Origin of the sequence: Methanobacterium sp. BRmetb2 (genome assembly GCA_003491285.1) — an archaeon.
GTDB lineage: Archaea > Methanobacteriota > Methanobacteria > Methanobacteriales > Methanobacteriaceae > UBA117.
Genome location: CP022705.1, coordinates 99,263 through 119,295, shown reverse-complemented (window position 1 = coordinate 119,295; position 20,033 = coordinate 99,263). Strand labels below are relative to the sequence as shown.

Genomic DNA, 20,033 nt, shown 5'->3' with positions numbered 1-20,033 from the left:
CCTTATTTTTAGATATCCCCAATTTTTAGATATCTTCGAGGGCAGCAACCAGTAATTCTATAGTATTTTCTATATCTTCCAGACTTACAATACTCACTGGTGTGTGGATGTATCTAGTTGCAACTGAAAGGACTCCTGCAGGTATACCTTCTCTGGTTAAGTGTATGGCAGTTGCGTCAGTTGTTCCCCCATCACTAACCTCAACTTGGTGGGGTATTTTTTTCTTTTGTGCTGCATTTATCAACAATTTCTTAACTTTAGGGTGGGTTATAATTCCCCGTCCACTGGCATCAGTTAATATAATTGCTGGCCCTTCACCAATCTTGGCTGGTGCTTCATCCTCTTTAATACCCGGATGATCTCCGGCGATGGTCACATCAAGTGCCAGGGCCATATCTGGGTTTATTTTAAAGGCTGAAGTTTTGGCACCCTTCAGTCCTACTTCTTCCTGAACAGTACCTACTGCATATATATTAGCTTTACTCTTCACTCTTTTTAAGACTTCTAGAAGGACTAAACATCCAACCCGGTTATCCAGAGCTTTTGCAGTTATCAGATTGTTAGGTAATTCGCTGAAATTGTGTTTAAAAATGATAGGATCTCCAATAGACACTATTTTTTCTGCATCTTCCTTGTCTAATGCCCCAATATCTATAAACATATCTTCTGATCCAATAATTTTCTTTCTTTCAGCTTCTTTCATCTTATGAGGAGGTTTAGATCCAATAACACCCATAATTATTCCGTTATCTGTGTATATTTCCACAGTTTGATTTAGAAGCATTTGATCGTTAATGCCTCCAATTTTAGAGAATTTTATAAAACCCTTCTCATCAATGTAGCGCACCATAAGTCCAATTTCATCCATATGAGCTGCTAACATTATTTTCTCCCCATGGGGGTCCCCTTTTTTTAAGGCAATTATATTGCCCATTTTATCGATTTCTATTTCATCACTATGTTTTTTCAACTCTTCCATCATCAAATTTCTTATATCCTCTTCAAAACCAGAAATTCCTGGTGCGTCAGCTAGTTTTCTTAGTAACTCATTCATGTTATCTTTTTCCTGTTATATTCTTTTAAATGTATATAAAATTAAATTTTATACTTGATTGAAGATTAATTGATTAATTTTTATTGGATTAATTAGTTGTAACTTATTAAATGTTTGGATTCAGTTATAAATGGTTTTTACAGTGATTTAATCAATATTAATATTCCTATAATCACCAGCAGTATTTGGGGCCATGATTCCAAATATTTAAGTGGTATTAGTCCCATATTTACAGCGTACCAGATTATTCCTACAATAACGAAGCAAATACCAATATATATTCCTATCATATTTCTTTTTCTACTTTTTTTGGTTTCTATTGCTTCTTCTTCTTTATTAATCTCAACAGTTTCTTTCATGTGGATCACCATGAATTAAAGAGCATTTTTTAATATAATAAATATCCATATTTTTCCTTAATTTAAATCCTCATTCACCTTTTAGAATTCTTTACAATATATTGATATGGAGAATATTAATTATATAACTAATGTCTAATATTATGTTATGATTTCAAAGGAACATCCCCGATACAAATCTCTGTTATTAAGGGAAAAAATTGTAAAGGCATACAAGGAAGGAGTCCTGGCAGATTCAGGGATGATAGCTCATGGAAGAGGAGAAGCATTTGACTACCTTTTAGGGGAAAAAACGTCAAAAACAGCTAAAAATGCCATAAAAACAGCTGCAGCTACTCTTTTACTGGCTGAAAATCCAGTTATATCTGTGAATGGTAATACTGCTGCTCTGGTTCCAGAAGATGTGGTGGAACTGGTTAATACTTTAAATTCCGGTTTAGAAATTAATCTTTTTTACAGAACTCCCAGCAGGGTAAAGGCAGTTGAAACTGTACTTAAAGAAGCTGGTGCCCAGAAAATTATGGGAGTAAATGATCAAAAATTAAAGTATATTGATGGATTGAAAAGTCCCCGGGCAACCGCCAGTCCCGATGGTATATACACTGCAGACGTGGTTCTGGTTCCTCTTGAAGATGGAGATCGAACTGAAGTGTTGATTAACAGTGGTAAAAAGGTTATAACTATAGATCTTAACCCATTGTCGCGAACATCACAGAAAGCTACAATAACCATTGTAGATAATATTGTAAGAGCAATACCACTTCTTATAAAAGAAGTTAAAAACCTTGAAAATAAAAAGACAGATGAACTTGAAAGGATTGTTGGAGATTTTGATAATAAACAAAATTTAAGAGAATCCCTAAAACTTATGTCGATGATGTGAAAATATGAAGGTAATTGGAGTAGCAGGAATGCCTGGATCAGGTAAAAGTGTGGTTTCAAGGATTGCAGCAAAGATGGGTTATAAAACTATTCGGATGGGCGATGTAATACGGGATGAAGCCCAAAAACAGGGCAAAGATGTTGGAGAAGTTGCAGTTAATCTAAGAGTAGAATACGGCGAAAATATTGTTGCTGAAAGATGTGTGGAAAAAATAAAAAAGATCAGCAAAGAAGTTCCCCCTAAAAGTTCAAATACAAATGATAAATTTATTATAGAAGGTATCCGAAGCCCTTTTGAAGTCGAAGTTTTTAAGAATAATTTTAAAGGTTTTAATGTAGTAGCTATATATTCCACTCCAAAAACACGTTTCAAAAGATTAAAGCGAAGAAAGAGGTCTGATGATTCTATTAATCACGAAGATTTTATAAAAAGAGATAAAAGAGAACTTGGATTTGGAATTGGGGATGTTATTGCCACTTCGGATTATATGATTGTCAATGAAGGGCCTTTATGGAAGTATAAAAAAGCTTTAAATAATGTTTTCAAAAGATTTTCCAAGAGATAAATTCTTTTTATTATAGGACTTGATAATCAAATAATATTAGCCATACCAAATATTTAAAGAATCAATTTATAAATAACCCCCTTTTTTGTAACAACCTATAAATAATTGGGGTTGAAAGGAGAATAAAGCTAATGATATGTAAATTCCAGGCCAAGACATCACTTCATGGAACTGAAGATGTTCAAAAAGTAATAGAGTCCTTAAACAATGTTTTTCAATATGACAACATAATAATTGATGAAACAGAGATCTTAGTTACTGGCACTCAAAAGGGGCTTGAAAACCTCAAAGAATCACTGGCTAAACGTAAAGTCAGAGAAACAGCCAGAAAGATTCTCTTAAAAGAAATCCACAAAAACAAAATCCATTTCAGATTAAGTAAACAAGCAGCATTTGCAGGAATACCCGTCATACTGGACCGGGAATTATCAGCACTAGGCGAAATAGAGGTTACAGTTGTTACGGATGATATAAGCAAATTTATTGATTGGATTGCACCAAGTCAAGTTGAAGAGTAGGAAAAAAATTTTAAAATAAATTTTTATTATTTATCTCTAAGTTCAGCATCCTCAATAAATAAATAACCACTATCTCCATCCCATAAAGTCTTTGATTTTAAAATTTCAATTTTCTTTTTAAATAGGGGGCCGTCAAGAACCAGAGTTTCAGCTTCTCCACCTTCAAAAGCTAAATGTATTTTGTATTTTTCGTGTAACTTATCCAGTTCTTCTATTAATTCTTCATCAATCTTTCTACCTAGATAAGATTCATCAAAACCTTCGGCTGATACACTGGTTATTACAACTGTAAAACCAAGTTCTATTATCTCCAGCATGTACTCTTTGGGATCGCGATGCCATAGGGGAGCACAGGATATCAACCCTAATTCATCACATATATTATCAATTCTGGATTTTTGGTAGGTTGATGATAGGGCACCGGCGTAAATTCCCTCAATTCCTTCAGCCTTCAGTTGTGATAAAATATTTTTAAGATCCTCTAATTCTTTCTCTTTTTCACCTTTGGTGGTCATCTTTATTAGTGGTATGTCCATGGCTTCAGATGAGAGTTGAGTAAGATGGATGTTAGGCACGTGAAACATGTATGAATGAGGATTTTCAGAGATCATGGATATTAGGTATTTGACCTCGTTTCCCTCTTTTTGAGCTTCATAGACAGCCATGGTACTGTCTTTACCACCAGAAAAAAGTGCAGCAACTTTCATTCTTCTCTCCTAAACATCCTTTCTTTGAATTTTTTTATCAGATCAACAATAGAATCAACGAATATCCCTGCTAAACCTACTATGACACCTAAAAAACCGCAAAATAATATGATGTTAGATTTTTGGGGGAGCACACTCTTAAGATTCTCAATTTTGTCTTCAACAGGACCTTCAACTTTCCCAATTACCACTTCATCTTTTTCTATCTGTGTGATAATATCATCCAGTTTAGATGCTTCCACATTCACTGCTAAATAGACGGTACTGTAACGAAGATTCAAACCTCGAGTCAACATTAACCAGTCTTTTAGATTGTTAATTACATCAACGGGTCTGCTGCCCTCTTTCATACTCACTTGAAGAGTATCGTTGGATATAAATTTAGCAGAGGTAATATTAGTATTGGTGATAGGAATACGTTGTTCTACATAAGAAAGCCACTGACTGGGGATAGGGTCTGTTTTAATCAGCATCCCTTTACTTTGAACACTTTTAACTCCGTCTATGGCTTTTGTATCACTGATGAATTTATCAACATCCCTTTCTGCTGAAATTTCCACATTTATAGTTTCTTGGCCACCTTCAGACCACATGTAAATACCACGGGCCATGTCAGGAATATCGTCCATTACCGGAGAGATAAAGAATGCCCCGCCAACTGCTCCCACGGCAAATCCTAGAAATATTACAAATATAAGATTCCTTTTGCCGATAATTGGTGTTAATAAGGCAGTTGAAAAAATAAATATCATCAAAATTATAAACAGTACTATCATTATCACTGATACGATTGTGTCCATGTTTTTCAACTCTCTGTGTTAACTTGTTTGGTTCCTACTATGTTTCCATTCTCAGCATTTACATATACTTCTTTTTCTACTCTGTTATCTTTTAAGAGGGGTACAATCCACACTGGAACTTCCTTATTGTCAATAGTTAAAGTACCCTGTGTAGGTTCTCCTGTAGTGTATCCTGGTTCTTCAGCAATTCTCTGGGCTTGTTCTTTGGTTATTTTAAAATCAGTATTGTTTGTATTGTTTATAGTTGTATTATTTGAAGAGGGCTGTGGAAATGGCATTTTTTGCACTGTTGCAGGTTGTTCTGTTTGATTTACAATTTTTACTTCTGGAGTAAATTGGAATGGTCCGTAGGCATAAATTAATATTATTACTGTTATTACACCTACTACAATTAAAGCTTTCTTTTCCCAGGTAAGATCCACATCCATTTCTTCACCTTGAATTTTCTTAAAAAAGTTGTTTTCAAATTGTTAAATAAGTATTGATTTAAATCTTAAAATAGTTTATTCTTTTTGATAGTATAATCCAAATCTTAAAACAAATTTTAGTTAAAATAGTTTCCTCTTTGATGTGAGGGCTATAATTGAGTGATAGTAATGGTACCATTGTTATTTCTAATTCTGTACATGTGTCCAGAGCTTAGAGTGATGGGGGATATATTTTGGCGGGGAACCAACCTAATACTTGTAGTTCTGCCTTGATAATATACATTTACATACCCATTGTTCATTACCTGCGCAGTCATATTCAAATCAGATACAGCAGGCATGGTTAAATTAATTGAATAACCTCTCCCATTGACATATACAGTGTTAATTGATTCTGCTATTTTTTCACCAATCATACGGGCTCTTCCAAACTCAGCAGTTTCGGTTTTTTCAGTTCCACCAGTGATAAGAGCAACAAAGCTTCCCATTATAATAATGGCAATTAATGTTGCGAATAATAAATCAACGCTTACTTGTCCTTTTGAGTCCATATATATCACATAGTAATTTATCACATACTAATTCTGATAGTTTTGTTCTAAACCAAATAAATTTCGGTAAAAAACCGAAAGATAAAATGTAGAACCAGTTGGATCAATGATTGGTTCATTTCTAATTGAAATAGTGTACCCTCTTATATTACGGAAGTACTCGTGATCAAGACGTGAAATATCTGGTCGGCCATGGTCCTCAAGTAGTGGATCACCAATAATAAAGGTACTCATTCTAACTGACTGGCTGCTAGTTGAACTGGTATTAGTTTTATTCTCTAATCTGTCAAAGAAAGATAAACCATAAGGATTGGGTACGTAGTATGGCCTTGGAGTAATATTACCTGGGTTACTAGTTCCATTTAAGCATTCCCACAAATAATTTAGACGAGGTGGATCAGAATCACGGTCAACATTTTCGGCAAAACGATAATTACTACCAGTTACTGGTGAATATTCATAATAAGGATACTTAAAAATTATATTACTGGTTCTTTGTTTTGAATTGATCCATATGTAGGGATCCTCCATTCCTTCCAATGAAACATATGATGATATTGGTGGTGTGACACCTTCATAGACCTGATCTTCCTGTTCAACTCTAATAGGGATACCTCCCCTTACATTGACATAAAAACCAAAGGGGTCATCCTGGGCTATAGTCACATCATTCAGAGTAAAGGTCTGATTGGTATAATTATTGATGGGTACGTTGTTTAGATATATTTGACGGCCTGTTTGATTCTCTAATTCTCTGCAACTGGTTATGACATTTGCATTTAACGCGTTTACAATATTTTGGCGAATATGGGTCTTACTATCTGTAAAAAATGCATTATGGTCGATCACGTATCTGGTGGCATTGTATGCAGAATTTCTACCTGAATCTGCTGCGGCTTTTTGGATAAATCCAAAAACATTGGTAGCTGTGTTGTAAGTCACATCTCCACCTATGGCTATGGTAGAAAGCATGTTAGCTTCATTTACGATGTCACCGTAGTTTATTGCTATTACCAGTACAGGTATGAGTAATAAAACAGTCAATGGGCTGAATACGTATCCTTTATCATCCATTTTTATCCCCTCATTGCCTCCATAAATCTAACCTCACTGGGAGATTGTTAGGCATATCTCCGGTATACAAAGCCTCACTATGTAAAAGGGCAGGATCAACTGTATAACCTGAATCAATTAATGTTTGGGTAAGATTATTAATAGCATCTGTTCTGGCAGTTTCTGCATCAAGTGCATAGGATGTTGCCCATAGGTTAGCTAAAAATTCAGGATATAATATTGACACCCTGGTACCAGAGTATATTTCTGCATTACCATTGTTATCACCAGATTCCCAGTAATTAGTTGGCCCTCTGACTCTAACACGTAATCTGTAATTTCCAGGTTTAAGCGTATAATTCCCTGAAGTTCCTGAAGTAAATACTTCATAACCGTCTGCATCAAGGGCTGCAATATTTAAATAATAAGGAATGGTAGTGCTGGTTGGATAAAGGGTTCTCCAACTATATCCTTGTCTAACTTCTACTGTAATACTTCTAGTATCCACACCAGGACCTAAAAAGAGGTAGGCTTCTTTAGCACCCTCTTCAATTGTAAATCCATTTGTTAATTCTTGAGTGTAATCATTACTATTTGCTTGATAACTACGGAATGGGAAATTTCGCCATACTATAGGAAGCTGGGTATAACTTACTGTAGTGTAACAATCTACTAATCCCACAAAATCGTAATCACTACTAGGTACCTGGTCCCATATGGTGATTCGAACTTTATTGTGGCCAGCCCTTAATCTGTCTCCAACGTATATTATTCCAGGAATATTTCCGTAACCATCACTCCGGGCACTATAGTCTGTTCCATCAAAATCAAATGAACAAAAGACTGTTTGCCATCGTGTTCCATCCCACACTTCTACCATCGCATTATCAGTACCACCGTAAATGTTCATATTTACTGCGGCATCAAGTATACGGATATCACCGGTAGGTAGATCGAACTCTTGGATTACACTTACTGCAGATCCACTTTCCCCATTAACATTAGTTATAACAAAAGGAGTTCCATCATCATAATTATCCAGCTCGTTCCTGTTAGCCACAAAGGTATTCCAGTTCATAACTCTACGGTTGGTAAAGGAAGATACATTACCTGTGTGGAGATCATATATTCTTCCATATTGATCAGCATGACCGTCTCCACTTAAGTCCTGTGCAGTTGGCACAGCCAGACCTGCTGCATCAGTAAAATTAAATCTCTCATTTAAAATTCCCTTAGGAACTCTAAATGTAGTAGTATAATTTCCTATAATGGAAAACCAGGGAAGATCATAGTAATTTCTGTCCCAATAACTAATATCTCTAAAATTAACATAATAATTATTACTGCCTGGTGATAACTGTGCAGGATTAATAATTCCACGATAATTGTACATCCGGGTATTGGTTCCTGGTCTTAAATTTAAGAAAGTAAACTGGTTAGGATTTACTTGATAATTATTGCCATTAATGTATGTTCTGGCACCGTATGAAGCTAAATTGTTCTCTGCACTTGAACCTATAAGGAAATAAGCCCCGGTGATTGTTGCTCCCTGGGGGATTGAAAAGGCAATGTTTTGAGGATTGCTTCCACCACCCCAGTATGGATAGGAATAAAGCTCTCCACTTTGGCTCCATGGATAGAAATTGGTCAGCCAGTTGTGGAAGTTCCATAGGGTGGTGGTTACATTAGCTTGCTGGTCTTCAAATTCTGCTTTTTCTACTTTATACCAGGCTCTTCCCATCCATCCTTCTCTCGGACCGGATATAACTTCTACACGGGAGGCAACATCATTAGCCACAAATATGCCTTTATTATCTTCCACCGCAGGGTAATTAGAAAGTGTAAATTTATAACCTACATTAGAAGGGATTAAATAGTTAAGAGAAGAACTAATTAAATTTTCGGCTTGTGTGGTGTTTCCTGCTTGATAATAAATCGCAGCCGTATACAATGTTCCATCATATTGCATTACTCTTAGTGCATCGGCCGCTATAGTTTCTAAGTGCTGCTGATCCTGTCCCGCGAAGTTGGGAACCACGTAATAAGTCATTAAAGCGGCACTAATAACAATAAATATAGAAACGGCTAGAACCGCGTCAGTTGTAAATATTAAACCTTTATCATCCATTTAATCACCTTACCCATATAAAGAATAAGAATCTACCAACAATAGGTTTAGCATCCTCTATATTAATTTCTTCTTCTGGTGTGCCTTTAGGGACCTGAACAATATAAACATTCATTGATGATCCTGGTTGACTTGCCACATGCCTTAAAACAACACTATTATCCAATAGTGCAGTTTGGTTTTGTAAAATATTATTTGGAATTTGCTGTCTGATAAATTCTACATTCACACCAAACTGATTTTGCGCAACAACGGTTATCCCGTTAATTTCAACCCTAGCCGAGCTGATTCTATTATTATAAACTAATACATAATAATCAAAGGCATTATTATATGCTATATTTGTTTTGAAGGGGTCGGGAGGACTTGTGAAATCTCTTGGTTGTTGTGTGCCTCTAATTCCGATTCCGTCAGATACAATGTCAAATTTTGCCAGCCTTACCAGTCTTTCGATCCTTACAATATTGGCTGCTGAATTGTTGAAGGTGCCTAATGTATAATAAGGGGTGTTGTTTTGGGCGTTGGTAATATTTATGTAGTATCCATATTCAGGACCTACCAACTCCTGCATAACTGATGTGTTCATTGCACCCAGTTTCGCAGGCGATATATCATTCTCATCAGGGGCCTGTGTTCTATCATTAAATTTGGCCAATCCTATGACAGAAGGGTTTCCTGTTTGTTCCCAATTATAAGGTGTTCCGGATGTTTCAAGTAATGTGGTTACGGTATCGGCTCCCACACGCTCCAGTGAACTTTGAAAAACACCTTCCTGTGTGAGATAAAAAAAATCATCCATATTAGCAGCGGCCATACCCAGCAATATGGTAATAGGTATAAGAGCTATGAGTAAATCTAAAGAAAACACATACCCTTCTGAATCATCGCCAATTCTTCGCAAAATCTGTCCCCTCTCATAACATCACTAATATTATTGGATAGATATATATTTAACAACATTTATATAACTTTCCGTATAAATATTAGACAGTATACTATTAATAATTAAATATTGTTGGATTGAAATGGATATTAAAGCTCAAATCTCAGCAGAATATATACTTCTTGTTGGTTTTATATTGGTTATAATCTTAATTTTTGCTTCATATGTTGGAGAACAGAATGAAATAAATTCAGTTATGACTGCTGCAAAAGAAGGGACAAGTGATGCTTTAGCTGAACTATCATTTTCAGATAGAAGTTTGCAACCGGTAAGAGTAATGGATATGACTTTGACTGGAAATCAAAACAAAACTATTCAGATTAGATTATCCAGCACCTTATCCGAAGTAAACAAAAATTTTGTTAGAAATCGCAGCCTATCCTCAATTCAGCAGTTAGGTTATACCCGTGAGAACAACACAATAGTTACCGGCAGATTTAGATTTAATGTTACAATACTACCATAATTGGCTAAATTTTAAAGGATTTATAGTACTATTTTTTAAATTAATGGAAGGTTATATAAAATATTTTTTTAATTAAATGCTAATTGGATGAAGCTACCTTTTCAATTATTCTAACTGGTTTGTTACCGTTCATGCTTAATATTCCGCTTTCAATTTGAACTTTAACCCATTCATTTTCATTTACATCGATATTATTTGTTTCAACCACATAGATGTCAGGTTTAACATTGGATCGTATGTCATAATCCACTCTAACATAGGCAGTGTTTTTTCCAAGTTCAATAACCTGACCATATGTAAAGTCACGATGGTATCTTATTCTGAATATTAGATATACTACTGCCACCATAATTACTGCAAATATCAACACAGTAAATGAGGGCATCAACTGGAAGGGGAAGGCCATGGTTAAAGAGGCGCTGTTTCCGACCAGTACTAAAATGATACCAACTGCAATGTACATGAAAAAAAAGTCACGATAAGCATTGAAATCTTCAGCATACATTAATATAACCTTTTTATATAAAAGGTACCATAAAAGCACCACTAAAACAACTGCCAGAAATCCGTATAGAATTAAAGATAAAAATCTGAAGATGTAGAGTATGGAAATTACTAAAAACAAACCAGAAATTAATTGAAGTTTAAGGATGGTATTCTCTTTCTCTTTGGAACTGAACTTATCAAAAGCAGGAAAACTAATCTTTTCTGAAACCCCTTTGGAATCAGCTTCTGTTCTTGTTGTTGATTGTTTTGATTTTGAAGTGGAGGATACCTTCTCTTTTACCTTAGAAACGTCAATGTTTGATAATCTTTCTTCAATCTTAGATTCTTCTTTGATACGTGAAATATCATTTTTTACCTTATCAGTATCAATTCCACGTATATGTTGCGGGATCCGTGTTATTTCTATAATTACAGTTCCAATTAGATTGAAAAGCTTTATGATTATTTCGCCAAATTTTGCAAAGATACTCATCAGTAACCCTCAGCATTATTAAATAATTATAATGGACTATTATTACTTAATTTAATATAGTTATTATAAATATAAAAATTCACAGTTTTTCCATTTAACATAAATGCGTTACAAACATATCTCTAAGTTTAGACTGGAACCAGAGTGATACCTATGTTATTTGTGCCAACAGGCCACTGAATCGTAACTTTGTACCATTGATTATTCACTGTTGCCGTTGTATTATTAAATGTATAATAAGTGGTTGAATTAACAAATTTGGTACCATCTGAATAGGTTATATTCATACCAACATTGTTTCCACGAGCTACTAAACTAGTATCTTGGGGTATATACACATTTACAGTTCTTTTTGATCCAGGACCATTGGAATAAACCACATCAGCAGCACTGGCAATACTTTCCACTGCTGTTTTTGCATCAGAAACAGTGGAAACATCAGTACTGGCTTCTATTGAATTACCAATCAAGGGTATGGTAATAGATCCTAGAACAATCAAAATTACCAAAAGTAATAACAAATACTCAACAGATACTTGTCCTCGGCTATCCATTTTTCTCACAATCTAATTTTTTTAATTAATATGAAGAACGGTACTATCAAATTAAATCTGATGTCTATACCACATCAATCTAAATAATCTTTATCTTTAAATGTATATAAATATTGAGTAAATCAGTTTTTGAATTATAAGGACTAAATCACCTATAAAAATTGATATGATAACTCCAATTAATATTGACGGTGCAAAAGGCACTCCCTTTTTGATTGTGAATTTATTCTTTATCTTGCCTTCCTTTACCAACTCTTTCAATTCTTCGAGGTTATCCTCAGTTAAACCGGCAGCCATATTAGTTACAATAATCTTACCTGGTGGTGTTAATAAATTAGATAATTCACCCTTGGTAACAACATCTTTAATCTTCTCAAAAATCCCTTTTTTATCTACAATAATTCCATCATCAGTTTCGTAGATATTATGGGCACTAATCATTCCTTCTTCCAATTCATTTACAGTATAATCATCTTGAAGGGCCTCTTTACTGACCGTGGTTAAAAGTTTCCTTATTATTCTAACCACAGTTAGTGAAATGAGTAGAAATATTATTCCAATTATTGCCAGTTCAAAATTTTTGTAAAGGGCAAATACAGTAACTACACTAACAATAACAGCCTTTAAGCGGTCTGGTAGTTTAGATATAATAAATGAAATAAGATATAAAAGAATCAGTGTGAGAATTATTATTTGAAGGGGTAAATAAGGTGTTATAATTGATGTTATTGTAACTGCCGAGGAGATGACCATGGTTAGAACCAGGGTTTTTTTAAAATCTATCACTGGTTCGAGTAATTCTCTTAAAAGGTGGGGTTTGGTTTTAATTGATACAAATAAGATATAAATCAATAAGAAAGGTAAAATAGATAGTATGCTGTTTATCATCAAGGTAAATGGAAATGGATAATTAGCAACTAAAGGGAAGTTGATACCTAAAATATTGTAATTAACTATGGCTGGGGCAAATGGCAGAAGGGCTGCCAATCCCGTGAACAATTTTACATCGCCCCCGGCCCAGGCTCCAACTCTCCAGAATAAATAACATAAACCAAATATGATGGCGGTGTATATGAGGGTAAGTACAAAAAACCAGGGTAAACCAATAATGTAGGCATATATTCCATTTAAAACAATTCCTAACATGATCAATGGGAATGTGAATTTGTTTCTAATAACCCCTTCCTTGATATCAGAATAACTTCCATAAAAACTGCTTAAAATAGCTATAATTGCTGCAATAAAGGGAATATTCATTATCATTATTATCACTATTTGAAATAGAAATCATCACTTATAATGGAAATAATTGTAGTTATAACTCAATTTTAGAGAACTATATGGATATAAATATAATTTAGTATACCAGTAGTACTTTGTAATATTATTATGTTTGCACTGTTTTTTGTATTAATTTAAATTTTCACATACCTTTTTATTTTCATAAGCAGCTTTCAAAAATGATACAAATAGGGGATGTGCATTGTTAGGACGGGATTTGAATTCTGGATGGAATTGACAACCTATAAACCATGGATGATCTTCTAATTCTATCATTTCCACTAAAAAATTATCATAAATTCCAGATATTACTAGACCTTTATCTTTTAGAAGATCCAGGTAATCATTGTTAAATTCGAATCTATGGCGGTGGCGTTCGTTGATGCTTTTTTTATTATAAGCCTGATATGCCTTGGTATTTTCATTTAATTCACAGGGGTATGAACCTAAACGCATGGTTCCCCCCATATTTTTAATCTTCTTTTGTTCTTCCATCATATCAATTACTGGATCAGGAGTATTTTTATCAAACTCAGTACTGTTAGCATCTTCCCAGCCATGAAGACGTGCAAACTCTATTACCATGCATTGCATCCCCAGACATATTCCAAATAATGGGACCTTATTTTCAATAGAATATTTAACGGCATCAAGTTTCCCGGAGATTCCTCTCTCACCAAATCCACCAGGTATTAATAGAGAATTTAAATCCTCTATTTTATGGGTATTGATAGAGTCTTCAGCACTTAACCATTCAATATCTACTTTAACTCCAATGTGTGCTGCGGCGTGTTTTAGGGATTCACGGATACTTATGTAGGCATCTTCCAGTTCCACATATTTACCCACAATACCTACGCGTACCACAGGTTCTTCTTCCATAAGAGAATCAACAATAAGGCGCCAATCCTGCAAGTCCTGGGCTTTAGGTGGTATTTTCAATCTATTTAGAATATATTCTCCTACATTTTCCCGGTCCAGTACTAATGGAACCTCATATATTGATTTAGCGTCAGGTGCATTGATCACTGCTTTCTTTTCAACGTCACAAAAATGAGCAATCTTATTTTTGAGGGGAGTGTCTATTGGCAGTTCAGACCTGCAGATAATCATATCTGGATTAATACCAGTACTTCTAAGTTCTTTTGTACTGTGCTGGGTTGGTTTAGTTTTAAATTCTCCTGCAGCTTTCAAGTATGGGACATAGGTTACGTGGACAAACATTACATTGTCATGACCCTCTTCGTTACGAAGCTGCCTTAAAGCCTCCAGGAAGGGCTGGCTTTCAATGTCCCCTACAGTTCCACCTACTTCAACCAAAACCACTTCTGCATGACTATTATCAGCATTTTCTCTTATCATGGATTTTATTTCATTGGTTATGTGGGGGATAATCTGAACACATGATCCTAAATATTTTCCTTCCCTTTCTTTTTCAATAACAGAAGAATAAACCTTTCCTGTGGTGATATTACATTCACCAGAAAGGTCAACATCTAAAAATCTTTCATAATGACCCAAGTCAAGATCTGTTTCCATTCCATCATCAGTTACAAATACTTCTCCGTGCTGGTAAGGATTTAAGGTTCCAGAGTCCCAGTTAAGGTAAGGATCAATTTTTATGGCAGTTACAGCAATACCATATGATCTTAGTATTCTACCAATGGATGCTGCGGTTATTCCTTTACCAATTGAACTTACAACCCCTCCAGTTACAATAATATACTTTGACAGCCGAACACTCTCCTTAAACTATTTTTATTATCACTTAATATTAAATGTAGAACTTGTGGTATAATGAACTATGATTAATCCACTATTACTAATTTATAAATTAGATTCTCTTTTGATTTTTCTAATTTATAGTAATTCTTTAGATTTTTATCTTATAATATTATATTATACTAATTATCAGATGACCATTTATAGGAATTGTTTCTTTTCGGAATTTGAATAATTAATAAATGTACTAATAAATTCATGACCCGGTTTAATATCCAAGTAACCTCCCTTGGCTGAAAATTCATCGTAAAATTTGACTTCATCTGCATTATTCTGAGTTGAGAGCATTGCATATGGAACTGGATCGGAAGTATGAGTTTTAATTTTTATAGGAGTGGCATGATCTGGTAATATTGATATAGCATGTTCACCAAACTGGGGAAGCTCATCTAAAAGTTTTCCAACTATTTTTGAATCAATATTTTCTATGGCTTTTATTTTTTCTCCAATGTCTCCAGCGTGCCCAGCTTCATCAGGGGCTTCTACATGTATAAAAATGATATCGTTACGCTTTAAAGAGTCCAGTGCATATTCAGCTTTAGCCTTGTAATCAGTATCAAAATAACCCGTGGCACCCGGAACTTTTACATTTTCAAGACCCAGATACATTCCAATACCTTTAATTAAATCCACACCAGTGATTGTAGCTCCTTGTAGGCCGTATTTAGATTTAAAGGGGTCCATCAATGGTTTTGATCCTTGACCCCATAACCATATCATATTTGCTGGTTTTTTCCCATTTTTAACTCTTAATTGATTAACAGGATGTTTTTCCAGAACTGATCTAGATTCTAACATTATATTATTTAATTCTTGGGCTATTTCATTATCAAATGGTTGAATGAGATTATTTTTTATACCTTCACCAACCACATCATGTGGGGGTATTGATTTTAGTTTGCTTGATTCTTTATTTTTATATAAAAAAAGATTTCTATAACTTATTCCAGTATAAAAGGTTCCATTATCCTTAAATATACGGTTTAGGGTTTCAATTATCTGGTCTGCCTCAGGGGTAGTGATGTGGTCTGCATTGAAATCAGCAAGCAATCCATTTTCTTCAGTTATTAGGTTGCAACGAAATGCAACATCGTTATTTTCTAGCTCAATACCTATGCTGGCGGCTTCAAGGGGACCACGACCAGTGTAACACTTTTCAGGATTGTAACCCATTATTGCTAAATTTGCTACATCAGAGCCAGGTTCCATGTGGGGAGGGATGGTTCTTAAAAATCCGTTAACTCCTTTAGCTGCAACATGGTCCATGTTAGGAATATTAGCTGATTGGAGAGGAGTTTTATTATTTAGTTCTTCCAGCGGATAATCAGCCATACCATCCCCAATAACAACTACATATTTCATTTTTATTCTCCAATTAAACATTATAAATTTTAATAGTTCTAATATTTTAAAAAAGGTTTTTAAATTTAATTTGAGAGTTTTTAATCCACTATTCTAGTTATAATGGATTAGTTTATCTCTGGGATTTCCAGACACTGATAAGATCGCTTAAAATTGCTGATGCAGTTTCAATTGATCCGGCCCCTCTTCCTACGACAGTAACATCTTCGGCCAGGTCAGTATTTAAAGTAGCCACGTTCATGGTTCCGTCCACAGAGAATGGTGATCCACTTTTAACCAGTCTTGGAGAAACTTCCAGAGCATTATCTGATGCTTCAGCTACCAATTTGATCAAATAACCCTCTTTTTTGGCTAACAATATAGATTCTGAATTAATTTTAGATATTCCGCTTAAATCTACATCTTTTAAACTCACGTCCATGTTCATTATGGAGTTGGCAATAATAACAATTTTACAGGCAGCATCTAAACCTTCCACATCCTGGGTGGGATCAGTCTCAGCTATACCCATCTCCTGAGCTTCTTTTAAGGTTTGTTCATAGGCTGAACCTTCTTTAGCCATTCTAGACAAAATATAATTGGTGGTTCCATTTAAAATTCCATATATTGAGTCGAAATTACACCCAGCTAGGGTTGTATGGGCAAAGTTAATGATAGGCATGGCACCGCCCACGGATGCTTCATATTTGAATGATACATTATTGGAACTTGCAGCTTCAATTAACTCTTGAAAATTCAGTGCAAGGGGTCCCTTATTGGATGTAATCACATTTTTTCCGTCATTAAATGCCTTCAACATGTGGGATCTGGCTGGTTCACCATCATCTATATTGGTGGGAGTCACCTCAACCAGACAATCATAGTCAACTTTTTCTAAAAAATCTAATCCAGTTAAATTATTTACCCCATATTCTGGATAATTAGCTACTTTTCCTTCCTTTTCCTTAACTTCCAAAACTAGGTCAGGGTCCAGTCCTTCGGGGGATATTGCAGCACCTGATGAATCACTTACTCCTGTGATTTTAAGATCTAAATCGTATTGCTCTTTTAATTCATCCTTTTTCATGGATATTACTCTGGCAACTCCTTTACCTACTGCACCAAATCCCATTATACATATATTCATTTAATTCCTCCAAAACAGAAAAAATAGGAATGATCATTGATTAAATTTCATTTATAACTAAAAAGTTTTTTAATTCCCCTATTTCCTTAATTTTATTCAAAACATCTCTTTTCATGCCGAAATCTGCCTCAAGAATTATTTTAACTGCAGATTCTTTAGGGTGTTCGGCCATTTTTAAATCCAGATCGGCGACCAATACGCCGTTTAAATTATTTAAACGTTCCACTGTATCTTTAATATCATTTTCAACAATTTTTCCAATGAGGATTGTGCGTATTTTTTCTTTCTGGAGAACTCCGTCAATTTCAACAATATTTATACCCCTCTCCTTTAAGGAGTTTAAAACTGCATCAAGAGTCTCTTTATCTCCTTCAATAGTCACCTGAACAGTTACCATTCCTTTCTCAGTTTTAATGTCTCTTTGATGGATAATAGTTACAATATTTGCTCCAGCAGCACCGATAGGTTCCATTACATCTAATAACTGTCCTGGAACATCTAAAAGTTCTAAAACGAGGTTTATTCTCATTTTACCCACTTTCCTTTTTCTGCTATTAGGTTACCATCTTCGTCAATCTGAGCATTTCGTAAGATCTTTTCAGGATTTTTATCTTCTGCACGGTCTTCTCGTGTGAGGTTAACATTATCTACCATATAATGAGTTTCTTCTAGTTCCGGGATATTTTCCAGAGCTTTTGAAAATTTTTCAAGTATTTTTTCTGCTTCTTTTTCAATTTTCAGACTTATCCCTCCACCAATATTTAATAAGTTTGTAAATATTACATTCAATAATCGGATTAAATATGAAATTTACCAGTACTGTATATAATCAGGGTAGAATATCTAGTTTATAGTTTTTAATGATTGGTTAATAAATCTATTTTTTTCTACATAAATTAAAAATATATAATTCTCTAAGTTAATTACCAGAGTTGTACAACTTTTATCATTTAATTGTCAGATTTTTGTATTTTTCTTTAAGATAATTGGAATAATCTTTTTTCTTTAAAACCTTTTTTACAAGAATTTTATGTATTCCAGAGCCGTACTGAGCTGCCTTTTTTGGTCTATTTACTATTAATGGGGGAACCCCTACCTCTGCAGCAACTTGTCGTAAAATACATTTTCTAAGCTTATCATTTTCATCTTTTATCTTATATTTCATAGGTATATCCATGGCTATATTAATAATATCCTTATCCAGGTAGGGAACCCTCAACTCCACACTATTGGCCATGCAGGCTGCATCATCCCGCTGCAGGTTGACATGATACAAATTTAAAACATCTCCCAGGAGATCATTTTGGGCTTTTTCACCTTTTTCATGATAATAACTTAAGTAACGATGGTACCCTCCAAATAGTTCATCAGCCCCCTGACCAGAAAGCATAACCTTCAAACCATTAGCATGAGCCATTTTTGAAGCAAGATAAGCAGTCATTCCCACGCCTATTTTCATGACGTTGAACTCTTCAATTGCATCTAACACATAAGGTAAATTTTTCTCAACTACTTCCTCATCAATAAACTGATAGTCTAAGGGCAAATCTAGTAATTTGGCTGCTTTTTTTGAAAATTTCAGATCAATTGAATCTTCATGACCTACACTGTACAGACAAGGCTTAATTCCAATATCAACTGCAATTTTAGCAAGTAGTGTACTATCTACTCCGCCGGAAAAGATGATACCTACCTCGTCCACGCCCCTTATTCTTTTTTTCACGGATTCTATTAAATTTTCCTTTAAAATGTATTTAACTGTATTTATATAGGAATTAGGTGAGGATGATTCTTTAATAGGGGTTTTTTTATTTTTTGAAATCCAGTTTTCCAATCCAAAATCTAAATCAATTAATTCTTGGTTGCATAATAATTTTTCAGGTGCTAATGTTTTTACATCTTTTATTCCAATATTCCATAAAGCTTTTCGCTCTGATGCAAATCCAAAAATGTTACTAACTGAGTTTTCACCATAGTATAATGGTTTTACTCCCACTGGATCTCGGGATAGTACCAGATCTTTACCATCATAAACTGCAAATGCATAGTCACCATCTAACAGTTTAATTGATTTTTTGACAGCTTCAACTAATGAACCGGAATTAAACTTTCTTATAAGATTTAATATGACTTCACAGTCAGAATCAGTAATAAAATCGGTTTTTAACTCTTTTTTAAGTTCTCGATAATTGTATATTTCACCGTTACACACTAAAACAAAATTGTCCCGTTTAATGGGTTGTAAACCTTCTCCTCCTACTATGGAAAGTAGGTTGTGGCCCATTCCAAATGATCCGCGTGGAACTTTTAAATCCTCGAGGTTACCATAAAATACGGAGTTATCCATAAAAACTCCTGAACCATCAGGTCCACGATGCTTTAAGGATAGGAGCATTTGATAAAATTGTTTGCTTATTTCCTCTCCCCTTAATCCAACAATTGCGCACATTTTTAATTATTCCTTTAATCAATCAAGATTATTTTCTTCTTATGT

The 20,033-nt window shown here is 34.5% G+C and carries 21 protein-coding genes and 1 pseudogene; 4 read left to right on the top strand and 18 right to left on the bottom strand.

What is annotated here, in order from left to right; genetic code table 11:
• Window positions 1–25 precede the first annotated feature (25 nt).
• Window positions 26–1,054 (bottom strand): peptidase M42, encoded by a 1,029-nt coding sequence (locus tag CIT01_00585; GenBank protein ID AXV36797.1) that lies wholly within the window; start codon window positions 1,052–1,054, stop codon window positions 26–28.
• A 137-nt stretch (window positions 1,055–1,191) separates the two neighbouring features.
• Window positions 1,192–1,413 (bottom strand): hypothetical protein, encoded by a 222-nt coding sequence (locus CIT01_00580; GenBank protein ID AXV36796.1) that lies wholly within the window; start codon window positions 1,411–1,413, stop codon window positions 1,192–1,194.
• 148 nt (window positions 1,414–1,561) lie between these two features.
• Here CIT01_00580 and CIT01_00575 point away from each other — a divergent pair, with 148 nt between their 5' ends.
• The 3 genes from CIT01_00575 to CIT01_00565 all read left to right on the top strand — a co-directional run bounded on the left by CIT01_00575 (window position 1,562) and on the right by CIT01_00565 (window position 3,379).
• The gene (locus CIT01_00575) at window positions 1,562–2,296 is read left to right on the top strand and encodes a phosphopantothenate/pantothenate synthetase (protein ID AXV36795.1); all 735 of its coding nucleotides are present in this window, start codon (window positions 1,562–1,564) and stop codon (window positions 2,294–2,296) included.
• Between the two features lie 4 nt (window positions 2,297–2,300).
• On the top strand, window positions 2,301–2,861 hold the full coding sequence (locus CIT01_00570; protein ID AXV36794.1) for a hypothetical protein: 561 nt from the start codon (window positions 2,301–2,303) through the stop codon (window positions 2,859–2,861).
• A gap of 131 nt (window positions 2,862–2,992) precedes the next feature.
• On the top strand, window positions 2,993–3,379 hold the full coding sequence (locus CIT01_00565; GenBank protein ID AXV36793.1) for a hypothetical protein: 387 nt from the start codon (window positions 2,993–2,995) through the stop codon (window positions 3,377–3,379).
• Window positions 3,380–3,405: 26 nt separating this feature from the next.
• Here the strand turns inward: CIT01_00565 and CIT01_00560 are convergent, their stop codons facing one another.
• The 7 genes and pseudogenes from CIT01_00560 to CIT01_00530 form a co-directional block, all read right to left on the bottom strand.
• Window positions 3,406–4,086 (bottom strand): TIGR00289 family protein, encoded by a 681-nt coding sequence (locus tag CIT01_00560; protein ID AXV36792.1) that lies wholly within the window; start codon window positions 4,084–4,086, stop codon window positions 3,406–3,408.
• Window positions 4,083–4,886, bottom strand: a complete 804-nt coding sequence (locus CIT01_00555; protein AXV36791.1) for a hypothetical protein — start codon at window positions 4,884–4,886, stop codon at window positions 4,083–4,085. The genes CIT01_00560 and CIT01_00555 overlap by 4 nt, the downstream gene beginning before the upstream one ends.
• 5 nt (window positions 4,887–4,891) lie before the next feature.
• Window positions 4,892–5,314: a hypothetical protein gene (locus CIT01_00550; GenBank protein AXV36790.1), complete on the bottom strand. Its 423-nt coding sequence runs from the start codon at window positions 5,312–5,314 to the stop codon at window positions 4,892–4,894.
• Window positions 5,315–5,463: 149 nt separating this feature from the next.
• Window positions 5,464–5,865 carry a hypothetical protein gene (locus CIT01_00545; GenBank protein ID AXV36789.1) on the bottom strand — a complete coding sequence of 134 codons (402 nt, stop codon included), beginning with the start codon at window positions 5,863–5,865 and terminating at the stop codon, window positions 5,464–5,466.
• Window positions 5,866–5,892: 27 nt separating this feature from the next.
• On the bottom strand, window positions 5,893–6,939 hold the full coding sequence (locus tag CIT01_00540) for a hypothetical protein (protein ID AXV36788.1): 1,047 nt from the start codon (window positions 6,937–6,939) through the stop codon (window positions 5,893–5,895).
• Window positions 6,940–7,090: 151 nt separating this feature from the next.
• Window positions 7,091–9,046, bottom strand: a pseudogene (locus CIT01_00535) (hypothetical protein).
• A 4-nt stretch (window positions 9,047–9,050) separates the two neighbouring features.
• Entirely contained in the window at window positions 9,051–9,947 is an 897-nt protein-coding gene (locus tag CIT01_00530) for a hypothetical protein (GenBank protein AXV36787.1), read from the bottom strand.
• Window positions 9,948–10,071: 124 nt separating this feature from the next.
• Between CIT01_00530 and CIT01_00525 the strand changes: the two genes are divergently transcribed.
• A complete protein-coding gene (locus tag CIT01_00525; GenBank protein ID AXV36786.1) occupies window positions 10,072–10,455 on the top strand; it encodes a hypothetical protein in 384 nt (127 codons plus the stop codon).
• 79 nt (window positions 10,456–10,534) lie between these two features.
• Here the strand turns inward: CIT01_00525 and CIT01_00520 are convergent, their stop codons facing one another.
• The 9 genes from CIT01_00520 to asnB form a co-directional block, all read right to left on the bottom strand.
• The gene (locus CIT01_00520; GenBank protein ID AXV36785.1) at window positions 10,535–11,434 is read right to left on the bottom strand and encodes a hypothetical protein; all 900 of its coding nucleotides are present in this window, start codon (window positions 11,432–11,434) and stop codon (window positions 10,535–10,537) included.
• A 128-nt stretch (window positions 11,435–11,562) separates the two neighbouring features.
• Window positions 11,563–11,988 (bottom strand): hypothetical protein, encoded by a 426-nt coding sequence (locus CIT01_00515; protein AXV36784.1) that lies wholly within the window; start codon window positions 11,986–11,988, stop codon window positions 11,563–11,565.
• 96 nt (window positions 11,989–12,084) lie between these two features.
• Window positions 12,085–13,251 carry a hypothetical protein gene (locus CIT01_00510; protein AXV36783.1) on the bottom strand — a complete coding sequence of 389 codons (1,167 nt, stop codon included), beginning with the start codon at window positions 13,249–13,251 and terminating at the stop codon, window positions 12,085–12,087.
• A gap of 147 nt (window positions 13,252–13,398) precedes the next feature.
• The gene (locus CIT01_00505) at window positions 13,399–15,003 is read right to left on the bottom strand and encodes a CTP synthetase (protein ID AXV36782.1); all 1,605 of its coding nucleotides are present in this window, start codon (window positions 15,001–15,003) and stop codon (window positions 13,399–13,401) included.
• Window positions 15,004–15,192: 189 nt separating this feature from the next.
• Complete coding sequence (locus CIT01_00500) at window positions 15,193–16,413, bottom strand: cofactor-independent phosphoglycerate mutase (GenBank protein AXV36781.1); 1,221 nt, start codon at window positions 16,411–16,413, stop codon at window positions 15,193–15,195.
• Window positions 16,414–16,525: 112 nt separating this feature from the next.
• Window positions 16,526–17,539 (bottom strand): homoserine dehydrogenase, encoded by a 1,014-nt coding sequence (locus CIT01_00495; GenBank protein AXV36780.1) that lies wholly within the window; start codon window positions 17,537–17,539, stop codon window positions 16,526–16,528.
• A gap of 40 nt (window positions 17,540–17,579) precedes the next feature.
• Window positions 17,580–18,068 carry an amino acid-binding protein gene (locus CIT01_00490; protein AXV36779.1) on the bottom strand — a complete coding sequence of 163 codons (489 nt, stop codon included), beginning with the start codon at window positions 18,066–18,068 and terminating at the stop codon, window positions 17,580–17,582.
• The gene (locus CIT01_00485) at window positions 18,065–18,280 is read right to left on the bottom strand and encodes an Asp-tRNA(Asn) amidotransferase GatCAB subunit C (protein AXV38679.1); all 216 of its coding nucleotides are present in this window, start codon (window positions 18,278–18,280) and stop codon (window positions 18,065–18,067) included. Before CIT01_00485 ends, CIT01_00490 begins: the two co-directional genes overlap by 4 nt.
• Before the next feature lie 205 nt (window positions 18,281–18,485).
• Window positions 18,486–19,988: an asparagine synthase (glutamine-hydrolyzing) gene (gene asnB / locus CIT01_00480; protein ID AXV36778.1), complete on the bottom strand. Its 1,503-nt coding sequence runs from the start codon at window positions 19,986–19,988 to the stop codon at window positions 18,486–18,488.
• Between the last annotated feature and the right edge of the window lie 45 nt (window positions 19,989–20,033).